The following is a 16,613-nucleotide window of genomic DNA, read 5'->3' as shown; positions in this document are numbered from 1 at the left end:
AGACGAAGCGCGCGACGCCCGCGACAAACGCCGGCCGCGACCTGCGCCGCCTGCGCTTTACAGGCACCGATGCAAGCGCAGGCCGCGGCCATACGAAAGGCAGCGTCGACTGCCCATGCATTTCCAGAGGGGAAGTTTGATGGAAGCACAACGTCCGAACGGCTCGGGATCGGGCTCGGGTGCAGAGCACGGCGCGGCGCACGATCCCGCGAAAGCGCGGCGCACGCGCTGGCTCGCGATCGTGGCGGCGGTCGCGGTACTCGCGCTCGCCGCGCAAGGCATCTGGTCGCGCCGCGATGCGCACGCGGCGCTCGAACGCGATGCCGAGCACGCGAGCCAGACGAGCGTCGAAGTCGTGCTGCCGCAGAAGTCGTCGGCGGGGCTCGATCTCGTGCTGCCCGGCAACGTGCAGGCCTTTCTCGATACGCCGATCTACGCGCGCACCAACGGCTATCTGAAGAAGTGGTACGCCGATATCGGCGCGCATGTGAAAAGCGGCCAGTTGCTCGCGGAAATCGACACCCCAGAAGTCGACGACCAGTTGCGCGCCGCCCGCGCCGATCTCGCGAATGCGCAGGCGAACTACGCGCTCGCGAAAAGCACCGCCGACCGCTGGAGCGACATGCTGAAGAACAAGTCGGTCTCGAAGCAGGAGACCGACGAGAAAGTCGGCGACATGCTCGCGAAAAAAGCCACGCTCGATGCCGCGCACTTCAACGTCGCGCGGCTCGAAAAAACGCAGTCGTTCCAGAAGGTCTATGCGCCGTTCGACGGCACCGTGACCGCGCGCAACGTCGACGTCGGCGCGTTGATCGACGCGGGCAGCGCGGGCGGTCCCGCGAAGGAGCTGTTTCATGTCGCGCAGGCGGACCGTCTGCGTGTCTACGTGAACGTGCCGCAGGCCTACGCGCAGCAGGTGCGCGCACAGCAAAGCGCCTATCTGACGCTGACCGAAACGCCGTCGCGGCATTATCCGGGCACGGTCGCGCGCACGGCGGGCGCGGTCGATGCACAGCAGCGCACGATGCTCGTCGAGGTCGACGTCGACAATCGCGGCGGCGAACTGTTGCCGGGTGCCTATGCGCAGGTGCATTTCGCGCTCGGCGCGGGCGCGGCGCCGTTCACGCTGCCGGGCAATGCGCTGCTGTTCCGGCCCGACGGCGTGAAGGTCGCGACCGTCGACGCGCAGCACAAGGTGAAGCTGCTGCCGGTGTCGCTCGGCACGGACTTCGGCACGCGCGTGGCGATCGCCTCGGGTTTGCAGGGCAACGAGCAGGTGATTCTGAATCCGCAGGATTCGATCGTCGATGGCGCGCCGGTGCGGATCGTGTCGCGCAAGCCGGAAGGGAACAGGGAGGACGCTGCGAGCGATGCGGCAGGGACAGCCGGAGCAACAGGCACGGCGGCGAGCGCGCCAGCCGTGCAGGGTGGCGCAAAGCGGGCCGCGAGGACGCAATCATGAAGAGGCCGGTTTCGCGCCGCGCCCAGGCATTCGCCCCGGCACTCGCGCTGACGTTCGCGCTCACACTCGCCTGTGCACTGAGCGCCTGCACCGTCGGCCCCGACTACGTGAAGCCGGCCGCCGTCACGCCCGCGACCTGGCGCGAACTCGAAGGCACCGGCTGGAAGCCCGCGCAACCGGCCGACACGCTCATGCGCGGCGCGTGGTGGCACATCTACGCGGACCCGTCGCTCGATGCGCTCGAACAGCGGGTCGCGAGCGAGAACCAGGACGTGCAGGCCGCCGAAGCGCGTTTTCGCGCGGCCCGCGCGACCGTCGCGCAATATCGCTCGAATTTTTTCCCGGTGGTCACGGCGGGCGGCGGCTTTTCGCGCACGCGAACCTCGGAGAACGTGCTGCATAAATCGACCGCCGGCCTCACGCTGAACGACTACATCGTGCAGGCCGACGCCTCGTGGGAGCCGGACCTGTGGGGCCGCATCTCGCGCAGCGTCGAAGGCGCGAAGGCCGCCGCGCAGGCGAGTGCCGCCGACGTCGACGCCGCGCTGCTGTCGATGCAGGCCGAACTCGCCACCGACTACTTCGAGCTGCGCGGACTCGATCAGGAACGCCGGCTACTCGACGACACAATCAAGGCCTACGAGGAAGCGCTGGAGTTGACGCAGCATCGCTACGCGGGCGGCATCGCCACCGACGCCGACGTCGCGCAGGCGCAAGCGCAGTTGAAGACCACCCAGGCGCAGGCGCTCGACCTCGGTGTGCAGCGCGCGCAACTCGAACACGCGATCGCGATCCTGATCGGCCAACCGCCCTCGACCTTCACGCTGTCCGTTGCGCCGCTCGTGGCCGCGCCGGTCGTCGCGGCGAGCGGCGTACCGTCGGATCTGCTCGAACGGCGGCCCGACATCGCGGCGGCGGAGCGGCACGTCGCCGCCATGAACGCGCAGATCGGCGTCGCGACGGCGGCGTTTTTCCCGAACCTGATCCTCTCCGTGACGGGCGGCCTCGAAGCGACCAACTACAGCCAGTGGCTGCTCGCGCCGAGCCGGCTCTGGTCGCTCGGGCCGACGCTCGCGGGCACACTGCTCGACTTCGGCGGACGCGCGGCCGTCAAGGAACAGGCGCGCGCGCATTACGACGAAAGCGTCGCGCAATACCGGCAGACGGTGCTCGACGCGTTCGGCCAGGTCGAGGACAACCTGGCCGCGCTGCGCGTGCTCGAACAGGAAGCCGCCGCGCAGGACGACGCGGTGGCCGCCGCGCAGCGCTCGCTCGCGGTCGTGTCGGACCGCTACAGGAACGGCGCGATCACCTATCTCGGCGTGGTCGTCGCGCAGACGACCGCGCTCACCAACGAACGCAACGCGGTAGCAATCGCGCGCCGGCGGATGGCCGCGAGCGTCGCGCTCGTGAAGGCGCTCGGCGGTGGCTGGGATGTGTCGGCGCTGCCGGGCGAGGACGAGATCGTGCATCCGCCGGCCTCGACGCCAACGCCGGCCGACGCGGTGACGAAAAGCGGTTAGCGCGGCTAGCGGTATTGGCGACAAGGGCCGCGCAGTCGGGTCGCGGCAGTCGCTTTCGCGGCACCGCCAACCGCCCATCCTGCTGGCTGCGCGCGGCGCCGCTTTGCCCGCGCCAACGTCCCGAATCCGCTTTTCCGCGTATTCTTAACGCTTTTGTGCTTTTTTGCGTGCCCCAAGGAGTCTTGTCGTGACCCTCCCGCCGGAATCCCAGCGGACTGCTTCTGCCGTTCCCTCCCCGGCCGCCGCCCCGGCGGCGGCGGACATCCCCTATCTCGAACGGGGCACGCGCGCCTACTGGCGCGCCGCTATCGCACTGCTGTTCGCCGGTTACGCGACGTTCTCGCTGCTCTACTGCGTGCAGCCGCTGCTGCCGTCGTTTTCCGATGCGTTCGGCGTGACGCCCGCGCAGAGCAGCCTGTCGCTGTCGCTCTCCACCGCCGCGCTCGCGCTCTCGATCTTCGTCGCGGGCTTCGTCTCCGAAGGCTGGAGCCGCCACAAGCTGATGACGACATCGCTCACGGTATCGGCGGTGCTGACCATCGGCGTGTCGATCGCGCCGCACTGGCATCAGCTGCTCGCGCTGCGCTTTCTCGAAGGGCTCGCGCTCGGCGGCGTACCGGCCGTCGCGATGGCCTATCTCGCCGAGGAAGTGCATCCCGACGGCCTCGGCCTCGCGATGGGGCTTTACGTCGGCGGCACGGCGATCGGCGGCATGGCCGGGCGCGTGATTACCGGCGTGGTCGCCGATCTGTTCTCGTGGCGCGTCGCGATCGGCACGATCGGCGTGCTCGGCCTGCTGTCGATGCTCGCGTTCCGCGCGCTGCTGCCGCCGTCGCGCCACTTCGTGCCGCGTCGCGGACTCGGCTTCACCCATCACCGCACCGCGCTGCTCAAGCAGTTCACGCGGCCCGGGCTGCCGCTGCTGTTCCTGCTCGGCTTCGTGCTGATGGGCAGCTTCGTCACGCTGTACAACTACATCGGCTACCGGCTGCTCGCGCCGCCGTATCGCCTGAACCAGACGGAGATCGGCGCGATTTTCGTCGTGTATCTGACCGGCGTGGTCGCCTCGCCGTGGTCGGGGCGCATGGCCGATACGTTCGGCCGCGCGCGCGTGCTGATGGCGAGCCTGCTCCTGATGGCGTTCGGTCTCGCGCTGACGATGCTGCATCCGCTCGCGGCGATCGCCGCCGGCATCGCCTGCCTGACGTTCGGTTTCTTCGCCGGCCACGCGGTGGCGAGCGGCTGGGTCGGCCGGCTCGCGAAAGAGGCAAAAGGCCAGGCCGCCGCGCTGTACCTGCTCGCGTACTACATCGGTTCGAGCGTGGTCGGCTCGTACGGCGGCCGCGTGTGGGCCAGTCATGGCTGGAATGGGGTGGCCGGGCTGGTGGGAACGCTGCTCGTCATCGGACTGCTTGCCGCGATGCGGCTGCGCCGCCGCGAGTAGCCGGCGAACGATGCCGTATCGAACCAGCGCGCATCGAATCGCGCCTGAACGTAAGGCGTACGTAAACGAACACTTCATAGTTTTCGACCATGCTTGCTGCGCCGCATCAATCGCCGCAAGCCCTGTCGGACGGGGTTCAGCGGTTTGCGAATAAGCACCGTTGAGCCCCCTGGACGCCATCTCGCGCCGTGATGGCCGTCCAACGGTCTCCTATACTCGAAACGAGTTCGGACGCGGCAGAGTTTCAGCCCGCAGTCCGCGCCGGAAATGCATAGCCACTCTTGCATGCGAGGAGACGAATATGACGACGTACTTTACGATCAGCGATTTCATTCTGGTCATTCCGATGGCGCTGGCGGGCGCGTTGTTCGTCGGCGCGCTGCCCTGCAAGACCGAAGTGCGGCACAACGCGCTGCGCGTGCTGGGCGCGCTGATCGGCGTCGTGTGCGCGGTGGCGCTGGTCGAAGGGCTGCCCGCGCTCGTCTAGCGCAAGCCATATAAAAAACCGCCTTCGCGTGAAGCGTCGGCGGTTTTTTTCGTCTCTGCTAACACGGTGGACGGCCGGCTGACTCACTTGTCGCCGGCGCGTCCGTCGCGTGTCCGTTACGCGATCAGATTGCCTGATCCGTCGACGGCTTTTCCCACAGGTTGATCCCGCCTTCGGTCGCGTAGCGGTCGATCTCGGCGAGTTCGTCGGCGGAGAACGCGAGGTTCTTCAGCGCGCCGACGTTCTCGCGCACCTGCTCCGCCCGGCTCGCGCCGATCAGCACCGAGGTCACGCGCTGATCGCGCAAGGCCCACGCGAGCGCCATCTGCGCGAGGCTCTGGCCGCGACGTTGCGCGATGTCGTTGAGCTTGCGCACGTGTTCGAGGTTCTGCTCGCTCAGATGCTCCTGCTTCAGCGAACCGCCGCCCGCCTTGTTGACGCGCGCATCGGACGGCACGCCGTTCAGGTACTTGCTGGTCAGCAAACCTTGCGCGAGCGGCGTGAACACGATCGTGCCCGCGCCGACCGTTTCGAGCGTATCGAGCAGGTCGCGCTCGATCCAGCGGTTCAGCATGTTGTACGACGGCTGATGGATCAGCAGCGGCACCTTGTATTCGGCGAGCAGCTTCGTCATTTCGCGCGTCTTCGCGGACGAGTACGACGAGATGCCGATATACAGCGCCTTGCCCTGCTGCACCGCGCTCGCAAGTGCGCCCGCGGTTTCCTCGAGCGGCGTATTCGCATCGAAGCGGTGCGAATAGAAGATGTCGACGTAATCGAGGCCCATGCGCTTGAGGCTCTGATCGAGACTCGCGAGCACGTACTTACGCGAGCCGCCGCCCTGGCCGTACGGACCCGGCCACATGTCCCAGCCGGCCTTCGACGAAATCAGCAGCTCGTCGCGATACGGTTTGAAATCGTCCTTGAAGAGGCGGCCGAAGTTGGTTTCCGCGCTGCCGTACGGCGGGCCGTAGTTGTTCGCGAGGTCGAAGTGGGTGATGCCGAGATCGAAGGCCGTGCGCAGGATGTCGCGCTGCGTGGAGATCGGCGTGGTGTCGCCGAAGTTGTGCCACAGGCCGAGCGACAGTGCCGGCAGTTTGAGACCCGATTTGCCGCAGACGCGGTATTGCATGTCCGAATAGCGTTCTGAAGCTGCTTCGTAAGCCATTGCTAGTGTCCTTGTCGATGAGATCGCCCGGCGATTGCGGGCTCGAGGATTCGCGCGATGCGAGAGGCGTACTGCTCGAAGGATTGTTGTGGTGGTGTCGTCGTGGTACGGCGAGACCGCTATGGTAGCCAATCGACTTCATCCTTGCAGGGACCCAGTATGCGGGATGGACGATCGCGAACGGCTCACCTACACTCTGGCCGGATCAAGCTGATGGGAGAAGCAGATGACGAAAGCGATTTCGATCGCGCTGATTGTCGGCGGCATCGTGTTGCTGTATTTCGGCGGGCAAGCGTTCAACTCGGTGAGCAGCGACGTATCGCGCTTCTTTACCGGTTCGCCGACCAACAAGGCGATCGTGCTGATCGTCGCGGGCGTGGTGGCGACGCTGGCGGGACTGACGGGCGTGGCGTTGTCAGGGCGCAAGCGTTGAGGGCACGCGTGAGGCCGTCACGAAGATGTGCGGCCAAGGCGCGCAATAAGCAATAGGAAAGGCCTTGCCGAACATGCGGCGCCTGTCGCTCGCGTTCGCATGATGATCGAATGCGAACGCGAGCGACAGGCGCCGTCGTCGTTCACGAGCCTAGAACGCGATCTCGGGCTTGGCGGCCGAACGCGTGCCGGGCAGCGGCACGTTGCTCGCGCCGTGATAGGTGTACACCAGCGAAAACTTCACCTGATCGCTGAGATTCTTGCCGGCCGAATGCAGCGTATTGCAGTGGAAGAACACCACGTCGCCGGCCTTCAGCTCGGGCGACACCGCGGTGCGAATCGCGGCCTGATTCTCTTCGAGATCGGCGCGGAAAAATCTGGCTTCGTCGAAACGGTCCGACGTCAACGCCGCGCCGTGCGACTTCGGCACGAACCACAACGCGCCGTTGTCGACGGTCTCGGGGCCGACCGCGAGCCATACCGACACGAGATCGTCGCGCTCGAACGACCAGTAGCGCACGTCGCGATGCCAGCCGGTCAGGCTGCCGTATGCGGGATGCTTGGTCATCATGCAATTGTGATGCGCGCGCGACAACCGCGGCTCCTCGCCGAAGTACAGCTCCATCCAGCCGCGAATTTCCGGCGCGGTGGCCCATTGCGCGAAAGCCGGATGACGCCCGTACGCGTCGAGCAGACGTCGCACCGTATGTCCGCCCAGGGCATCTTTCGACGACGGCGCGCCCGGATACTGCAGATCCGCTTCGAACTCGATCGGCGCCGCGGCTTCGTGCAACTGCTGCTGCGCGATCCGCTTCAGTTCCTCACAACGCTCGGGCGCCACCAGGCCCGGCACCACGACAAAACCCTGCTCCCGCAACGTGTGAATCTGCTCTTTTTTCGAATGGAGTGACATGGTGTTCCATGACTGTCGGCTAACTGATCTTCGATTGTAAAACGGGCGCGATCGGCCTGCGTTCTTTCGAGGGGACGTTTTTGCCGAACGTTTTTGCCAAGTGTTTCGAGCAGGCTTTTTTCGCGGACAACGGCACGCCTCGCGCAACGATTCGGGCGACGCGTCGATCCAGGGCAAACCCGCAACCGCAGGGTAAAAACGGACTTTCTGACGTCACGAATCGCGTGTAGCCTACTGTGTCATGTTGATCGCTGCTTACGCACTTCTGCGCCGCGCGCGGGCCATTGCGACCCATGCCGCCGGTTTCTTCGCGTTTTCCCATCGAATTTCCGGCTTTCACGCCGTTCACCGCAACCCCGTCATCGGCACGTTGGGGGCTGCGTCGCGTGCACATCCCAGTGCGCGTCTCGGCGTGCGGTACTTTGCCTACTTGTGAAGCCATGCATACTCTTCTGAGCACCCGTCTCACTCGCGCCGCGCTGAAAGCGGCGCGTCCTGCGCGCCGCCATCTGATGCGAGCGCTGCGTCACCATGCCGCCCGCACGCGCGCGCTCGGCGAACAATGGCGCGACGCCAGGGCCGTCGATGGCATCCGCACCTGGTTCCATACGTTCTTCTCGGCGCTGCGCCAGCAAAGCGGCGCGCGCCGTTTCTCGCTGCGCACGCTGCTGCGCAAGCCGACGCCGCAGCGTCTCGCCGCCGCGAAACGCGCGCCGGCTGCCGTGCAGGTTCATACGAGCCGCCGGCCGCGGCGGCTGTCGACGAGCAGCAGCGGGTGGTTTGCGTTTGCGAGCCGGTAACACGGAAAACGCGGCGGCAAACGCAGTAGCAAGCGCATCCGGTACATCACCTACGTCCGATAAAGAAAAACCCCGCCCGGCTCGCGCCGGCGGGGTTTTTTAGCTTGATGCGGTCGACTCGCGCTTATTCGGCGAGTGCGGCAACCGGCTCGGTGCCGGCAGCTTCGGCGAGTGCCAGTGCCTTGTCGGTCGCTTCCCACGTGAATTCCGGCTCTTCGCGGCCGAAGTGACCGTAGGCCGCGCTCTTCTCGTAGATCGGGCGCAGCAGATCGAGCATCTGGATGATGCCCTTCGGACGCAGATCGAAATGCTGACGCACGAGTTCGGTGATCGTGGCATCCGACACGCGGCCCGTGCCGAACGTGTTGACCATCACCGAAGTGGGCTGAGCCACGCCGATCGCGTACGACACCTGGATCAGGCAGCGCGACGCGAGACCCGCGGCCACGATGTTCTTCGCGACATAACGGCCGGCGTAAGCCGCCGAGCGGTCGACCTTCGACGGGTCCTTGCCCGAGAACGCGCCGCCGCCGTGGGGCGCTGCGCCGCCGTACGTATCGACGATGATCTTGCGGCCCGTCAGACCGCAATCGCCCTGCGGACCGCCGATCACGAAGCGACCGGTCGGGTTCACGAGGAACTTGATGTCGCCCTTGATGAGTTCGGCCGGCAGCGTCGGCTTGATGACTTCCTCGATCACCGCTTCGCGCAGCGTTTCGAGACTGATGTCCGGCGAATGCTGGGTGGACAGCACGACCGTGTCGATCGAATGCGGCTTGCCGTCGACGTAGCGCACCGTGACCTGCGACTTCGCATCGGGGCGCAGCCAGGGCAGACGGCCGTCGCGGCGCAGATTCGCCTGACGCTCGACGAGACGGTGCGACAGGTGGATCGGCAGCGGCATCAGTTCCGGCGTTTCCTCGCACGCGTAACCGAACATCAGGCCCTGGTCGCCCGCGCCCTGATCGAGGTTGTTGTCGTGCGCGCGGTCCACGCCCTGGGCGATGTCCGGCGATTGCTTGTCGTACGCGACGAGCACCGCGCAACCGCGGTAGTCGATGCCGTAGTCGGTGTTGTCGTAGCCGATGCGCTTGATCGTGTTGCGCGCGACCTGGATGTAGTCGACGTTCGCGGTCGTGGTGATTTCACCGGCCAGCACGACGAGACCCGTATTGCAGAGCGTTTCGGCTGCGACGCGCGAGTATTTGTCTTGCGTGAGGATGGCGTCGAGGATGGCATCCGAGATCTGGTCCGCGACTTTGTCGGGATGGCCTTCGGAAACGGATTCGGAAGTGAAGAGATAGTCGTTTGCCACGTTGCGGACTCCTGTTGTGTGGTTACGGTTGAGTTTCACGTAGCCAGCTTCGGGAGCCTGAAGCGGCGACGCTTTAGCGGATTACCTGACCGTTGGGCGCGGATATCGCATGGAAAACCATGGATCGCACCTGCCGGCTTCGCCCCGCAAGTTGTCTATTAACTCGGCGAAGCCCTTATTATAGCGACTTCCCATAATTGTCACAGAGTGTCCACGAGTGCGGCATCACGTCCATTTCTCCGCTGTCCCGAATTCGCCGCCTCCGGCCACGTGCGCCGCCGCGCGCCTGGAGGCGGCATGCTGAGCCGCTACGGCGCGAAGCTCGCGATCGGGCTGCTCAAACTCTTTGCGCTGCTGCCGTATGGTTTCGTCGCCCGTCTCGGCGACGGCCTCGGCTGGCTGCTCTATCAGCTCCCGAGCCGCCGCAAGCGCATCGTCCATACGAACCTCAAGCTGTGCTTCCCCGACTGGAGCGACGAGCGCCGCGAGGATGTCGCGCAGAAGCATTTCCGTCATGCGATCCGCAGCTATCTCGAACGCAGCGTGCAGTGGTTCGGCTCGGCGAAGAAGCTCGAAAAGCTGATCCAGCTCGATAGCGCAATCGATCTGACGGACCCGGATCTGCCGCCCACGCTGTTTCTCGGCTTTCACTTCGTCGGTATCGAGGCCGGCTCGATCTTCCTGAACTATTCGCTCAGGCGCCAATGCGGCTCGCTCTATCAGCCGATGTCGAACCAGGAACTCGAGGCGGTCGCCAAGGCGGCGCGCGCGCGTTTCGGCGCGGACATGGCGAGCCGCGCCGACAGCGCGCGCATCGTGCTGCGCTGGCTGCGCGAGCGCAAGCCGGTCATGCTCGGCGCGGACATGGACTACGGCGCGCGCAATTCGACGTTCGTGCCGTTCTTCGGCGTGCCGACCTGCACGCTGACCGCGGTCGGCCGTCTCGCGAAGGTGGGGCACGCGCAGGTCGTGCCGTTCATCGGCGAGGTGCTGCCGAACTACAAGGGTTATCGGCTCAAGGTGTTCAAGCCCTGGGAGAACTACCCGAGCGGCGACGACGACATCGACGCGCGCCGCATGAACGAATTTCTGGAAGAGCAGATTCCGCTGATCCCCGAGCAGTATTACTGGGTGCACAAGCGGTTCAAGACGCGGCCGCCGGGGGTGCCGGGGGTGTATTGAGGGGTGGGGGGCGGATGGGCGAGTGATATCGCAGATTTGCAAGCGAACCCAGATATCCAGACGAAAAGCCGGCTTGTAAAGGCCGGCTTTTCGTTTCACGGCCGGGCATTGCCTCACTCATCGCACAGGTGCCGTCCCGCCCGCTCCCGCCAGCCGAATCGGCTTGACGCACCAATGCAGTTCGCAACGATCCGCAACACTCCGGCAAGTTGATCCCGCCCGGCATAGTTCGCCTATCCGCAGCACGCCTGGCCTTGCCTGGAACACCATCAGCAAATTCGACGACTCACGGTTCGGGAAGACGCGCGGACAATTTTTCGACAATAAATGGACCACTCAAGTGCTAGGGTGGTTCTCTTCATAGGCCATTTAACAACTCGCTAATCAGAAAAATATGCGCATCAACTGCACGTTCCGTCTTAATGGAAAAACGATGTCGACGTTGTCTTGCGCGGGTGTAGGAAACTTCTCGGCCTTTTCAGGCGATAAGGCCGGCAAGGACAATCCCGCCTATATCGCAGTTCCCAACGTCGGGCCGCTGCCGCCCGGCCGCTATTACATAGTTGATCGCGGATCGGGCGGCATCTTCACACATCTTCGCGATTTCTTTCTGCAGCATCTATACGGAACTGACCGAAGCAAATGGTTCGGACTCTATAAAGACGATGGAGAGATCGATGACAGGACATTCGTAAACGGCATTGCAAGGGGCAACTTTCGACTGCATCCCCGAGGCCCTCAAAATTTGAGCGAAGGCTGCATTACTCTGGACGATCCAGTCGGCTTCGAGCGACTTCGCGCGCGGCTGCTGGCAACATCGCGGATCGCCGTACCCGGTGGCAAGGGCTTCGCCTATGGAACCGTTGACGTTCAATGACAACTGTCTTTAAGGTTTGTCTCTATACCGCCTTAACGCTTGCCCTCACATCAGGCTTTATGTGGTGCTTCGGGCATATCCAGTTTTCCGACTGGGCAACCGATGCGCTGGTGCAATTCGGTTCATTCTTTCGCGTCTATGGCGACGAGAATCTGGAAGACCTCTATCTTGATGTAACGTTCCTGATTTCCCTCGCATTCGCAATATCGATCGTATTGGCAGCGCATCGGCTCCGCGGCAAACATAAGCGCCGAGGGTAGCTCACAAACCCACATTCTTCCCGGACGGCGCTTCACGCGCCGTTCTGCGTTGCTCTGAACGAAGCAGCTGATGTCCCTGGCAACGCGCGCTTTCTTTCGTTTGCCAATCACGCGTCCGCGACTGCCGTGGGCGAAGCCGACTCTATTTCAAACGAGTCGAATTCAACAAGCGGCCCCGCACCTAGCGTGGCCGAAAAAACATCTATCGGCTTTGGTTGGTAGGTGTTTTTTCAAAGCAGGATCTCTCGCGTAATTCGAGCGCCCGATTGCTGCGGGGAGTACTTTCGCCACTGGCGACCTGTTCAACATCGCCGCCCGGCGACGCATCCCCGAGCGATGTCGATACCGGCGCCATGAGCACTGCGTGTATCATCCACTATTGGTCTGACACGGCTCGAACGCATCGACGGCGAGGCCGTCAGCCCGTCCCGGATTCCGGCTTCGCTCGAACCCACGAAGCCCTCTGCAGCAACGGATACACGGAAAACGTGAAGCTTAAATTCACCAAAATGCATGGCGCGGGCAACGACTTCGTCGTGCTCGACGGCTACACCCAGCCGGTCAACCTCACCACGGCGCAGGTGCGCGCGCTCGCGAACCGCCATTTCGGCGTCGGCGCCGACCAGTTGCTGCTGGTGGAGAAGCCGACCGTCGAAGGCGTCGATTTCAGATACCGTATCTTCAATTGCGACGGCGGCGAGGTCGAGCACTGCGGCAACGGCGCGCGCTGTTTCGTCAAGTTCGTGCGCGACCGCGGCCTCACCGACGAGCGCAGCGTGCGCGTGCAGGTCCAGAAAGGCACGCTCACGCTGACGATGCAGGACAACGGCGAGGTGATCGTCGACATGGGCGCGCCCGTATTCGATCCCGCGCTCGTGCCGTTCGCAACCAAGGGTCTGCAAGGCCGCCGCGAAGGCGCGGACACGCTCTGGCCGCTCGACGTGAACGGCACGACACGCTGGATTTCGGTCGTCTCGATGGGCAATCCGCATGCGGTGCAGATCGTCGACGATGCCGAAGCGTTCCCGGTGCTCGTCGAAGGTCCGGTGATCGAGCGGCACGCCCGCTTCCCGCAGCGCGTGAACGCGGGTTTCATGCAGATCGTCAGCCGCAGCGAGATCCGCCTGCGCGTCTACGAGCGCGGCGCGGGCGAAACGCTCGCGTGCGGCACGGGCGCGTGCGCGGCCGTCGCGGCCGGTATCCGGCGCGGGCTGCTCGACTCGCCGGTGCTCGTGCATACGCACGGCGGCGATCTGACGATCACGTGGGACGGCGCGCAGGAAGGCGCGCTGCTGATGGCCGGCCCCGCGGCGACCGTCTTCGAAGGCGAGATCGAATTGGCCGACGAGCTGGCCGACGAATTGGCCAATACGCTCGCCGCCGACCTCGCCCACGAACCGTCCGCCGCACCGTCCGCCACGTCGCAAAACGATTCGCAGCACGATTCATCCGGCACACGGACCACCGTTGCGCCGGCTGCCTGAACTCATTGACCGGCGTGCCGCCCACGGCGGCCGTCCCGTCGTCCTTTAGCCGAAACCATGAACGATCGCGAAGTCGCCGAATACCTGCTCGCCAACCCCGAATTCTTCGTCGAACACGCGGAAACGCTCGCGACCATCCGGCTCGCGAATCCGCATGGCAAAGCCGCGGTCTCGCTGCAGGAGCGGCAAATGGAGATGCTGCGCGACAAGAACAAGCATCTCGAACGGCGCCTCGCCGAACTGCTGCGCTACGGTCACGAAAACGACAGCATCGCGTCGAAGTTCAACCGCTGGACCATCCGCGTGATGGCGGAGCGCGATCCGTACGCACTGCCGCGCACGATCGCCAACGGTCTGCGCGACATCTTCGACGTGCCGCAAGCGGCGCTGCGCGTGTGGGACATCGCCGAGCCGTACGGGCAAGCCGACTTCGCGCGCCACGTCAGCGAGGAAGTGCGCATTTTCGCGAGCAGCCTGACGACGCCGTACTGCGGCGCGAACACCGGCTTCGAGGCCGCGCAATGGCTCGTGCCGGCGGCGAACGGCGCCGCGAGTGGCGCGAACGGAGCAACCGGCGCGGCCGACGAAAACGGCGCCATACCCGATGAAGCGGCCCACACGACCGAATCGGTCGCCCTGCTCGCGTTACGCGACCCCGAAAGCGCCGAGACTGCCCCCACGTTCGGCCTGCTCGTGATGGGTTCGGCCGACGCGCGCCGTTTCCACGACGGCATGGCGACCGATTTCCTCACGCAGATCGGCGCGCTCGCTAGCGCCGCGCTGAGCCGGCTGCTGCCGCGCTGATTCCGCGCCGCTCGCGCACTCGCCGCCGCAACCCACCGTGACCGCCGCCGACCCGATCGCCGCCTACCTGTCGCATCTCGAGCACGAGCGGCGGCTCTCGGCGCATACGCTGCGCGGCTACACGCACGAACTCGAGGAACTGAAGCGGCTCGCCAACGGCCGGCCGCTCGAAAGCCTCACGGCGGTCGACATTCGCGGCGCCGTCGCGCGCGCACACGCGGGCGGCCTGACGGCGCGCTCGATCGGTCACCGGCTGTCGGCATGGCGCGCGTTTTATCGCTGGCTCGCCGGCCGCGTCGATCTGCCGGCCAATCCGGTCGCGGCCGTGCGCGCGCCGAAGCAGGCCAAAACGCTACCGAAGGCGCTGTCCGTCGACGACACCGCGCGTCTGATGGACAACCCGCCGGCCGACTCGCCCGAGGGCCTGCGCGATCACGCGATACTCGAACTGTTCTACTCGTCCGGCCTGCGGCTCGCCGAACTGGTCGGCCTCGACGTCCGTTTCGCCGACACCGAAGGCTACCGCTCCGCCGGCTGGCTCAAGCTCGATTCGGCCGAAGTCGAAGTGCTCGGCAAGGGCAACCGGCGCCGCGTCGTGCCGGTCGGCGGCAAGGCGGTGGCGGCGCTGAACGCATGGCTCGCGGTGCGCGGGCAGATGGTGAAGCACGATCCGCATCCGCTCTTTCTGTCGGCACGCGGCAACCGGCTCTCGCCGAACGTCGTGCGCGAGCGCGTGAAGCGCGCGGCGCTCGCGGCCGGCATTCCCGCCAACGTGCATCCGCACGTGCTGCGGCATTCGTTCGCGACGCACGTATTGCAGTCGAGCGGCGATCTGCGCGCGGTGCAGGAACTGCTCGGCCACGCGAGCATCACCGCAACGCAGGTTTATACGGGGCTCGATTTCCAGCATCTCGCCCACGTCTACGACAGCGCGCATCCGCGCGCCAGAAAACGTAACTGATCACGCAACGGATCGCGCCACCGACAACACGACCGCCGCCGCCCGCCACGGCACGCGGCCCTCACCCCCGCTTCATGCGCCGCGCCGGGCCTGCCCCGCGGCCCCTTGTTCCCGCTGACATCCGATGAATACCGTTACGCTCAAACCGTCGAAAGAAAAATCGCTGCTGCGCCGCCACCCATGGGTCTATGCCAACGCGATCGATCACGTCGACGGCCACCCCGAGCCGGGTGCGACCGTGCTCGTGCGCGCGCGCGACGGCCGCTTTCTCGCACGCGCCGCGTACAGCCCGCACTCGCAGATCCGCGCGCGCGTCTGGAGCTTCGACGAAGCCGAGCCGATCGATCACGCGTTCTTCAAGCGCCGCGTGCAGCGCGCGCTCGCGCATCGTCGCGCGATGGTGCGCGACACCGGCGCGGTACGGCTGATTTTCGGCGAAGCGGACGGCCTGCCCGGTCTGATCGTCGATCACTACGTCGCCGAGGATGCGGGCCAGCGCAGCCAGCTCGTCTGCCAGTTCATGGCGGCGGGCGTCGAGGCGTGGAAAGAGGCGATCGTCGCGGCGCTGGTCGGCGCGACCGGCTGCCCGAACGTCTACGAACGCTCGGACGTCTCGATCCGCCAGAAGGAAGGGCTCGAACAGATCACCGGCGTGCTCGCGGGCGAACCGCCGTCGGACCGGCTGATCGCGAGCGAAAACGGCGTGCGCTATCACGTCGACGTGCGCAACGGCCATAAGACCGGCTTCTACGTCGATCAGCGCGACAACCGCCTGCTCGTGCAGCAGCTCGCGCAGGATCGCGACGTGCTGAACTGCTTCTGCTACACCGGCGGCTTTTCGCTCGCGGCATTGAAGGGGGGAGCCAAGCGCGTGGTGTCGGTCGATTCGTCGGGCGAAGCGCTGGCGCTCGCGCAGCAGAACGTCGCCGCCAACGGCTTCGACGCGGCACGCGCCACATGGCTCGACGCCGACGCGTTCAAGACGCTGCGTCGCCTCTACGACGAAGGCGAGCGCTTCGATCTGATCGTGCTCGATCCGCCGAAATTCGCGCCGTCGCGCGAGCACGTGGATCGCGCCTCGCGCGCCTACAAGGACATCAACCTGACCGGCCTGAAGCTGCTGCGCCCGGGCGGCCTGCTGTTCACCTACTCGTGCTCCGGCGCGATCGACCCCGAGCTGTTCCAGAAGATCGTCTCCGGCGCGGCCGCCGACGCCCGCGTCGACGCGCGCATTCTCAAGCGGCTCGGCGCGGGCGTCGACCATCCGCTGCTCACGGCTTTCCCCGAGGGTGAATACCTGAAGGGTCTGCTGTTGCAAATCGCCTGATCGCCCCTATTTACGGGCGGATTGCAGGCGCCGGCGGCAGCATCGGCGCGGGTTGGCCGTCGTGGGCGCAAACGGCCCCGACCTGCGCCCGCCCGGCAAATATGTTTCAATAACCGGCCAGACGGGCTGCGCGCCATGCGGCCGCCGCGCCCGGCCCACGCATCCGGCTAGCTC

The 16,613-nt window shown here is 65.6% G+C and carries 17 protein-coding genes; 13 read left to right on the top strand and 4 right to left on the bottom strand.

What is annotated here, in order from left to right:
• The first annotated feature begins 139 nt into the window (after positions 1–139).
• The 4 genes from F3J20_RS04850 (at position 140) to F3J20_RS04835 (ending at position 4,916) form a co-directional block, all read left to right on the top strand.
• Positions 140–1,462 (top strand): efflux RND transporter periplasmic adaptor subunit, encoded by a 1,323-nt coding sequence (locus F3J20_RS04850; protein WP_167282247.1) that lies wholly within the window; start codon positions 140–142, stop codon positions 1,460–1,462.
• Positions 1,459–2,985, top strand: coding sequence for an efflux transporter outer membrane subunit (locus tag F3J20_RS04845; protein ID WP_167282245.1), 1,527 nt, complete (start codon positions 1,459–1,461; stop codon positions 2,983–2,985). Before F3J20_RS04850 ends, F3J20_RS04845 begins: the two co-directional genes overlap by 4 nt.
• Before the next feature lie 187 nt (positions 2,986–3,172).
• The gene (locus F3J20_RS04840; RefSeq protein ID WP_167282243.1) at positions 3,173–4,429 is read left to right on the top strand and encodes an MFS transporter; all 1,257 of its coding nucleotides are present in this window, start codon (positions 3,173–3,175) and stop codon (positions 4,427–4,429) included.
• 301 nt (positions 4,430–4,730) lie between these two features.
• The gene (locus F3J20_RS04835) at positions 4,731–4,916 is read left to right on the top strand and encodes a hypothetical protein (RefSeq protein ID WP_167042188.1); all 186 of its coding nucleotides are present in this window, start codon (positions 4,731–4,733) and stop codon (positions 4,914–4,916) included.
• A 124-nt stretch (positions 4,917–5,040) separates the two neighbouring features.
• Here F3J20_RS04835 and mgrA read toward each other — a convergent pair whose 3' ends face one another.
• Positions 5,041–6,084, bottom strand: coding sequence for an L-glyceraldehyde 3-phosphate reductase (gene mgrA / locus F3J20_RS04830; protein ID WP_167282241.1), 1,044 nt, complete (start codon positions 6,082–6,084; stop codon positions 5,041–5,043).
• Positions 6,085–6,310: 226 nt separating this feature from the next.
• Here mgrA and F3J20_RS04825 point away from each other — a divergent pair, with 226 nt between their 5' ends.
• Positions 6,311–6,517 (top strand): DUF3185 family protein, encoded by a 207-nt coding sequence (locus F3J20_RS04825; RefSeq protein WP_167282239.1) that lies wholly within the window; start codon positions 6,311–6,313, stop codon positions 6,515–6,517.
• 150 nt (positions 6,518–6,667) lie between these two features.
• Here F3J20_RS04825 and F3J20_RS04820 read toward each other — a convergent pair whose 3' ends face one another.
• Positions 6,668–7,429: a phytanoyl-CoA dioxygenase family protein gene (locus tag F3J20_RS04820; protein WP_167282237.1), complete on the bottom strand. Its 762-nt coding sequence runs from the start codon at positions 7,427–7,429 to the stop codon at positions 6,668–6,670.
• Positions 7,430–7,448: 19 nt separating this feature from the next.
• Positions 7,449–7,871 (bottom strand): hypothetical protein, encoded by a 423-nt coding sequence (locus tag F3J20_RS04815; protein ID WP_167282235.1) that lies wholly within the window; start codon positions 7,869–7,871, stop codon positions 7,449–7,451.
• On the opposite strand from F3J20_RS04815, the gene F3J20_RS04810 reads away from it, so the two are divergent.
• Complete coding sequence (locus F3J20_RS04810) at positions 7,870–8,229, top strand: hypothetical protein (RefSeq protein ID WP_167282233.1); 360 nt, start codon at positions 7,870–7,872, stop codon at positions 8,227–8,229. The two genes, F3J20_RS04815 and F3J20_RS04810, sit on opposite strands and share 2 nt — an antisense overlap.
• 124 nt (positions 8,230–8,353) lie before the next feature.
• On the opposite strand, the gene metK is transcribed toward F3J20_RS04810, so the two are convergent.
• The gene (gene metK / locus F3J20_RS04805) at positions 8,354–9,544 is read right to left on the bottom strand and encodes a methionine adenosyltransferase (RefSeq protein WP_167282231.1); all 1,191 of its coding nucleotides are present in this window, start codon (positions 9,542–9,544) and stop codon (positions 8,354–8,356) included.
• Between the two features lie 297 nt (positions 9,545–9,841).
• On the opposite strand from metK, the gene F3J20_RS04800 reads away from it, so the two are divergent.
• The 7 genes from F3J20_RS04800 to F3J20_RS04770 all read left to right on the top strand — a co-directional run bounded on the left by F3J20_RS04800 (position 9,842) and on the right by F3J20_RS04770 (position 16,439).
• Positions 9,842–10,726, top strand: coding sequence for a lipid A biosynthesis lauroyl acyltransferase (locus F3J20_RS04800; protein WP_167042176.1), 885 nt, complete (start codon positions 9,842–9,844; stop codon positions 10,724–10,726).
• Between the two features lie 433 nt (positions 10,727–11,159).
• Positions 11,160–11,603, top strand: a complete 444-nt coding sequence (locus F3J20_RS04795; protein WP_240162701.1) for a DUF2778 domain-containing protein — start codon at positions 11,160–11,162, stop codon at positions 11,601–11,603.
• Positions 11,600–11,863, top strand: coding sequence for a non-ribosomal peptide synthetase (locus F3J20_RS04790; RefSeq protein ID WP_240158935.1), 264 nt, complete (start codon positions 11,600–11,602; stop codon positions 11,861–11,863). Before F3J20_RS04795 ends, F3J20_RS04790 begins: the two co-directional genes overlap by 4 nt.
• 488 nt (positions 11,864–12,351) lie before the next feature.
• On the top strand, positions 12,352–13,347 hold the full coding sequence (gene dapF, locus F3J20_RS04785; protein ID WP_167282227.1) for a diaminopimelate epimerase: 996 nt from the start codon (positions 12,352–12,354) through the stop codon (positions 13,345–13,347).
• 57 nt (positions 13,348–13,404) lie between these two features.
• Positions 13,405–14,151, top strand: coding sequence for a DUF484 family protein (locus F3J20_RS04780; RefSeq protein ID WP_167282225.1), 747 nt, complete (start codon positions 13,405–13,407; stop codon positions 14,149–14,151).
• A 37-nt stretch (positions 14,152–14,188) separates the two neighbouring features.
• On the top strand, positions 14,189–15,112 hold the full coding sequence (gene xerC, locus F3J20_RS04775) for a tyrosine recombinase XerC (protein WP_167042170.1): 924 nt from the start codon (positions 14,189–14,191) through the stop codon (positions 15,110–15,112).
• 124 nt (positions 15,113–15,236) lie between these two features.
• Positions 15,237–16,439 carry a class I SAM-dependent rRNA methyltransferase gene (locus tag F3J20_RS04770; RefSeq protein ID WP_167282223.1) on the top strand — a complete coding sequence of 401 codons (1,203 nt, stop codon included), beginning with the start codon at positions 15,237–15,239 and terminating at the stop codon, positions 16,437–16,439.
• Positions 16,440–16,613: the final 174 nt, after the last annotated feature.

The sequence above is a fragment of the Paraburkholderia sp. Cy-641 genome, from assembly GCF_011752945.1.
Classification (GTDB): Bacteria; Pseudomonadota; Gammaproteobacteria; order Burkholderiales; family Burkholderiaceae; genus Paraburkholderia.
Note: the sequence above shows the minus strand (reverse complement) of the source record. Positions and strands in the feature narration are given on the sequence as shown.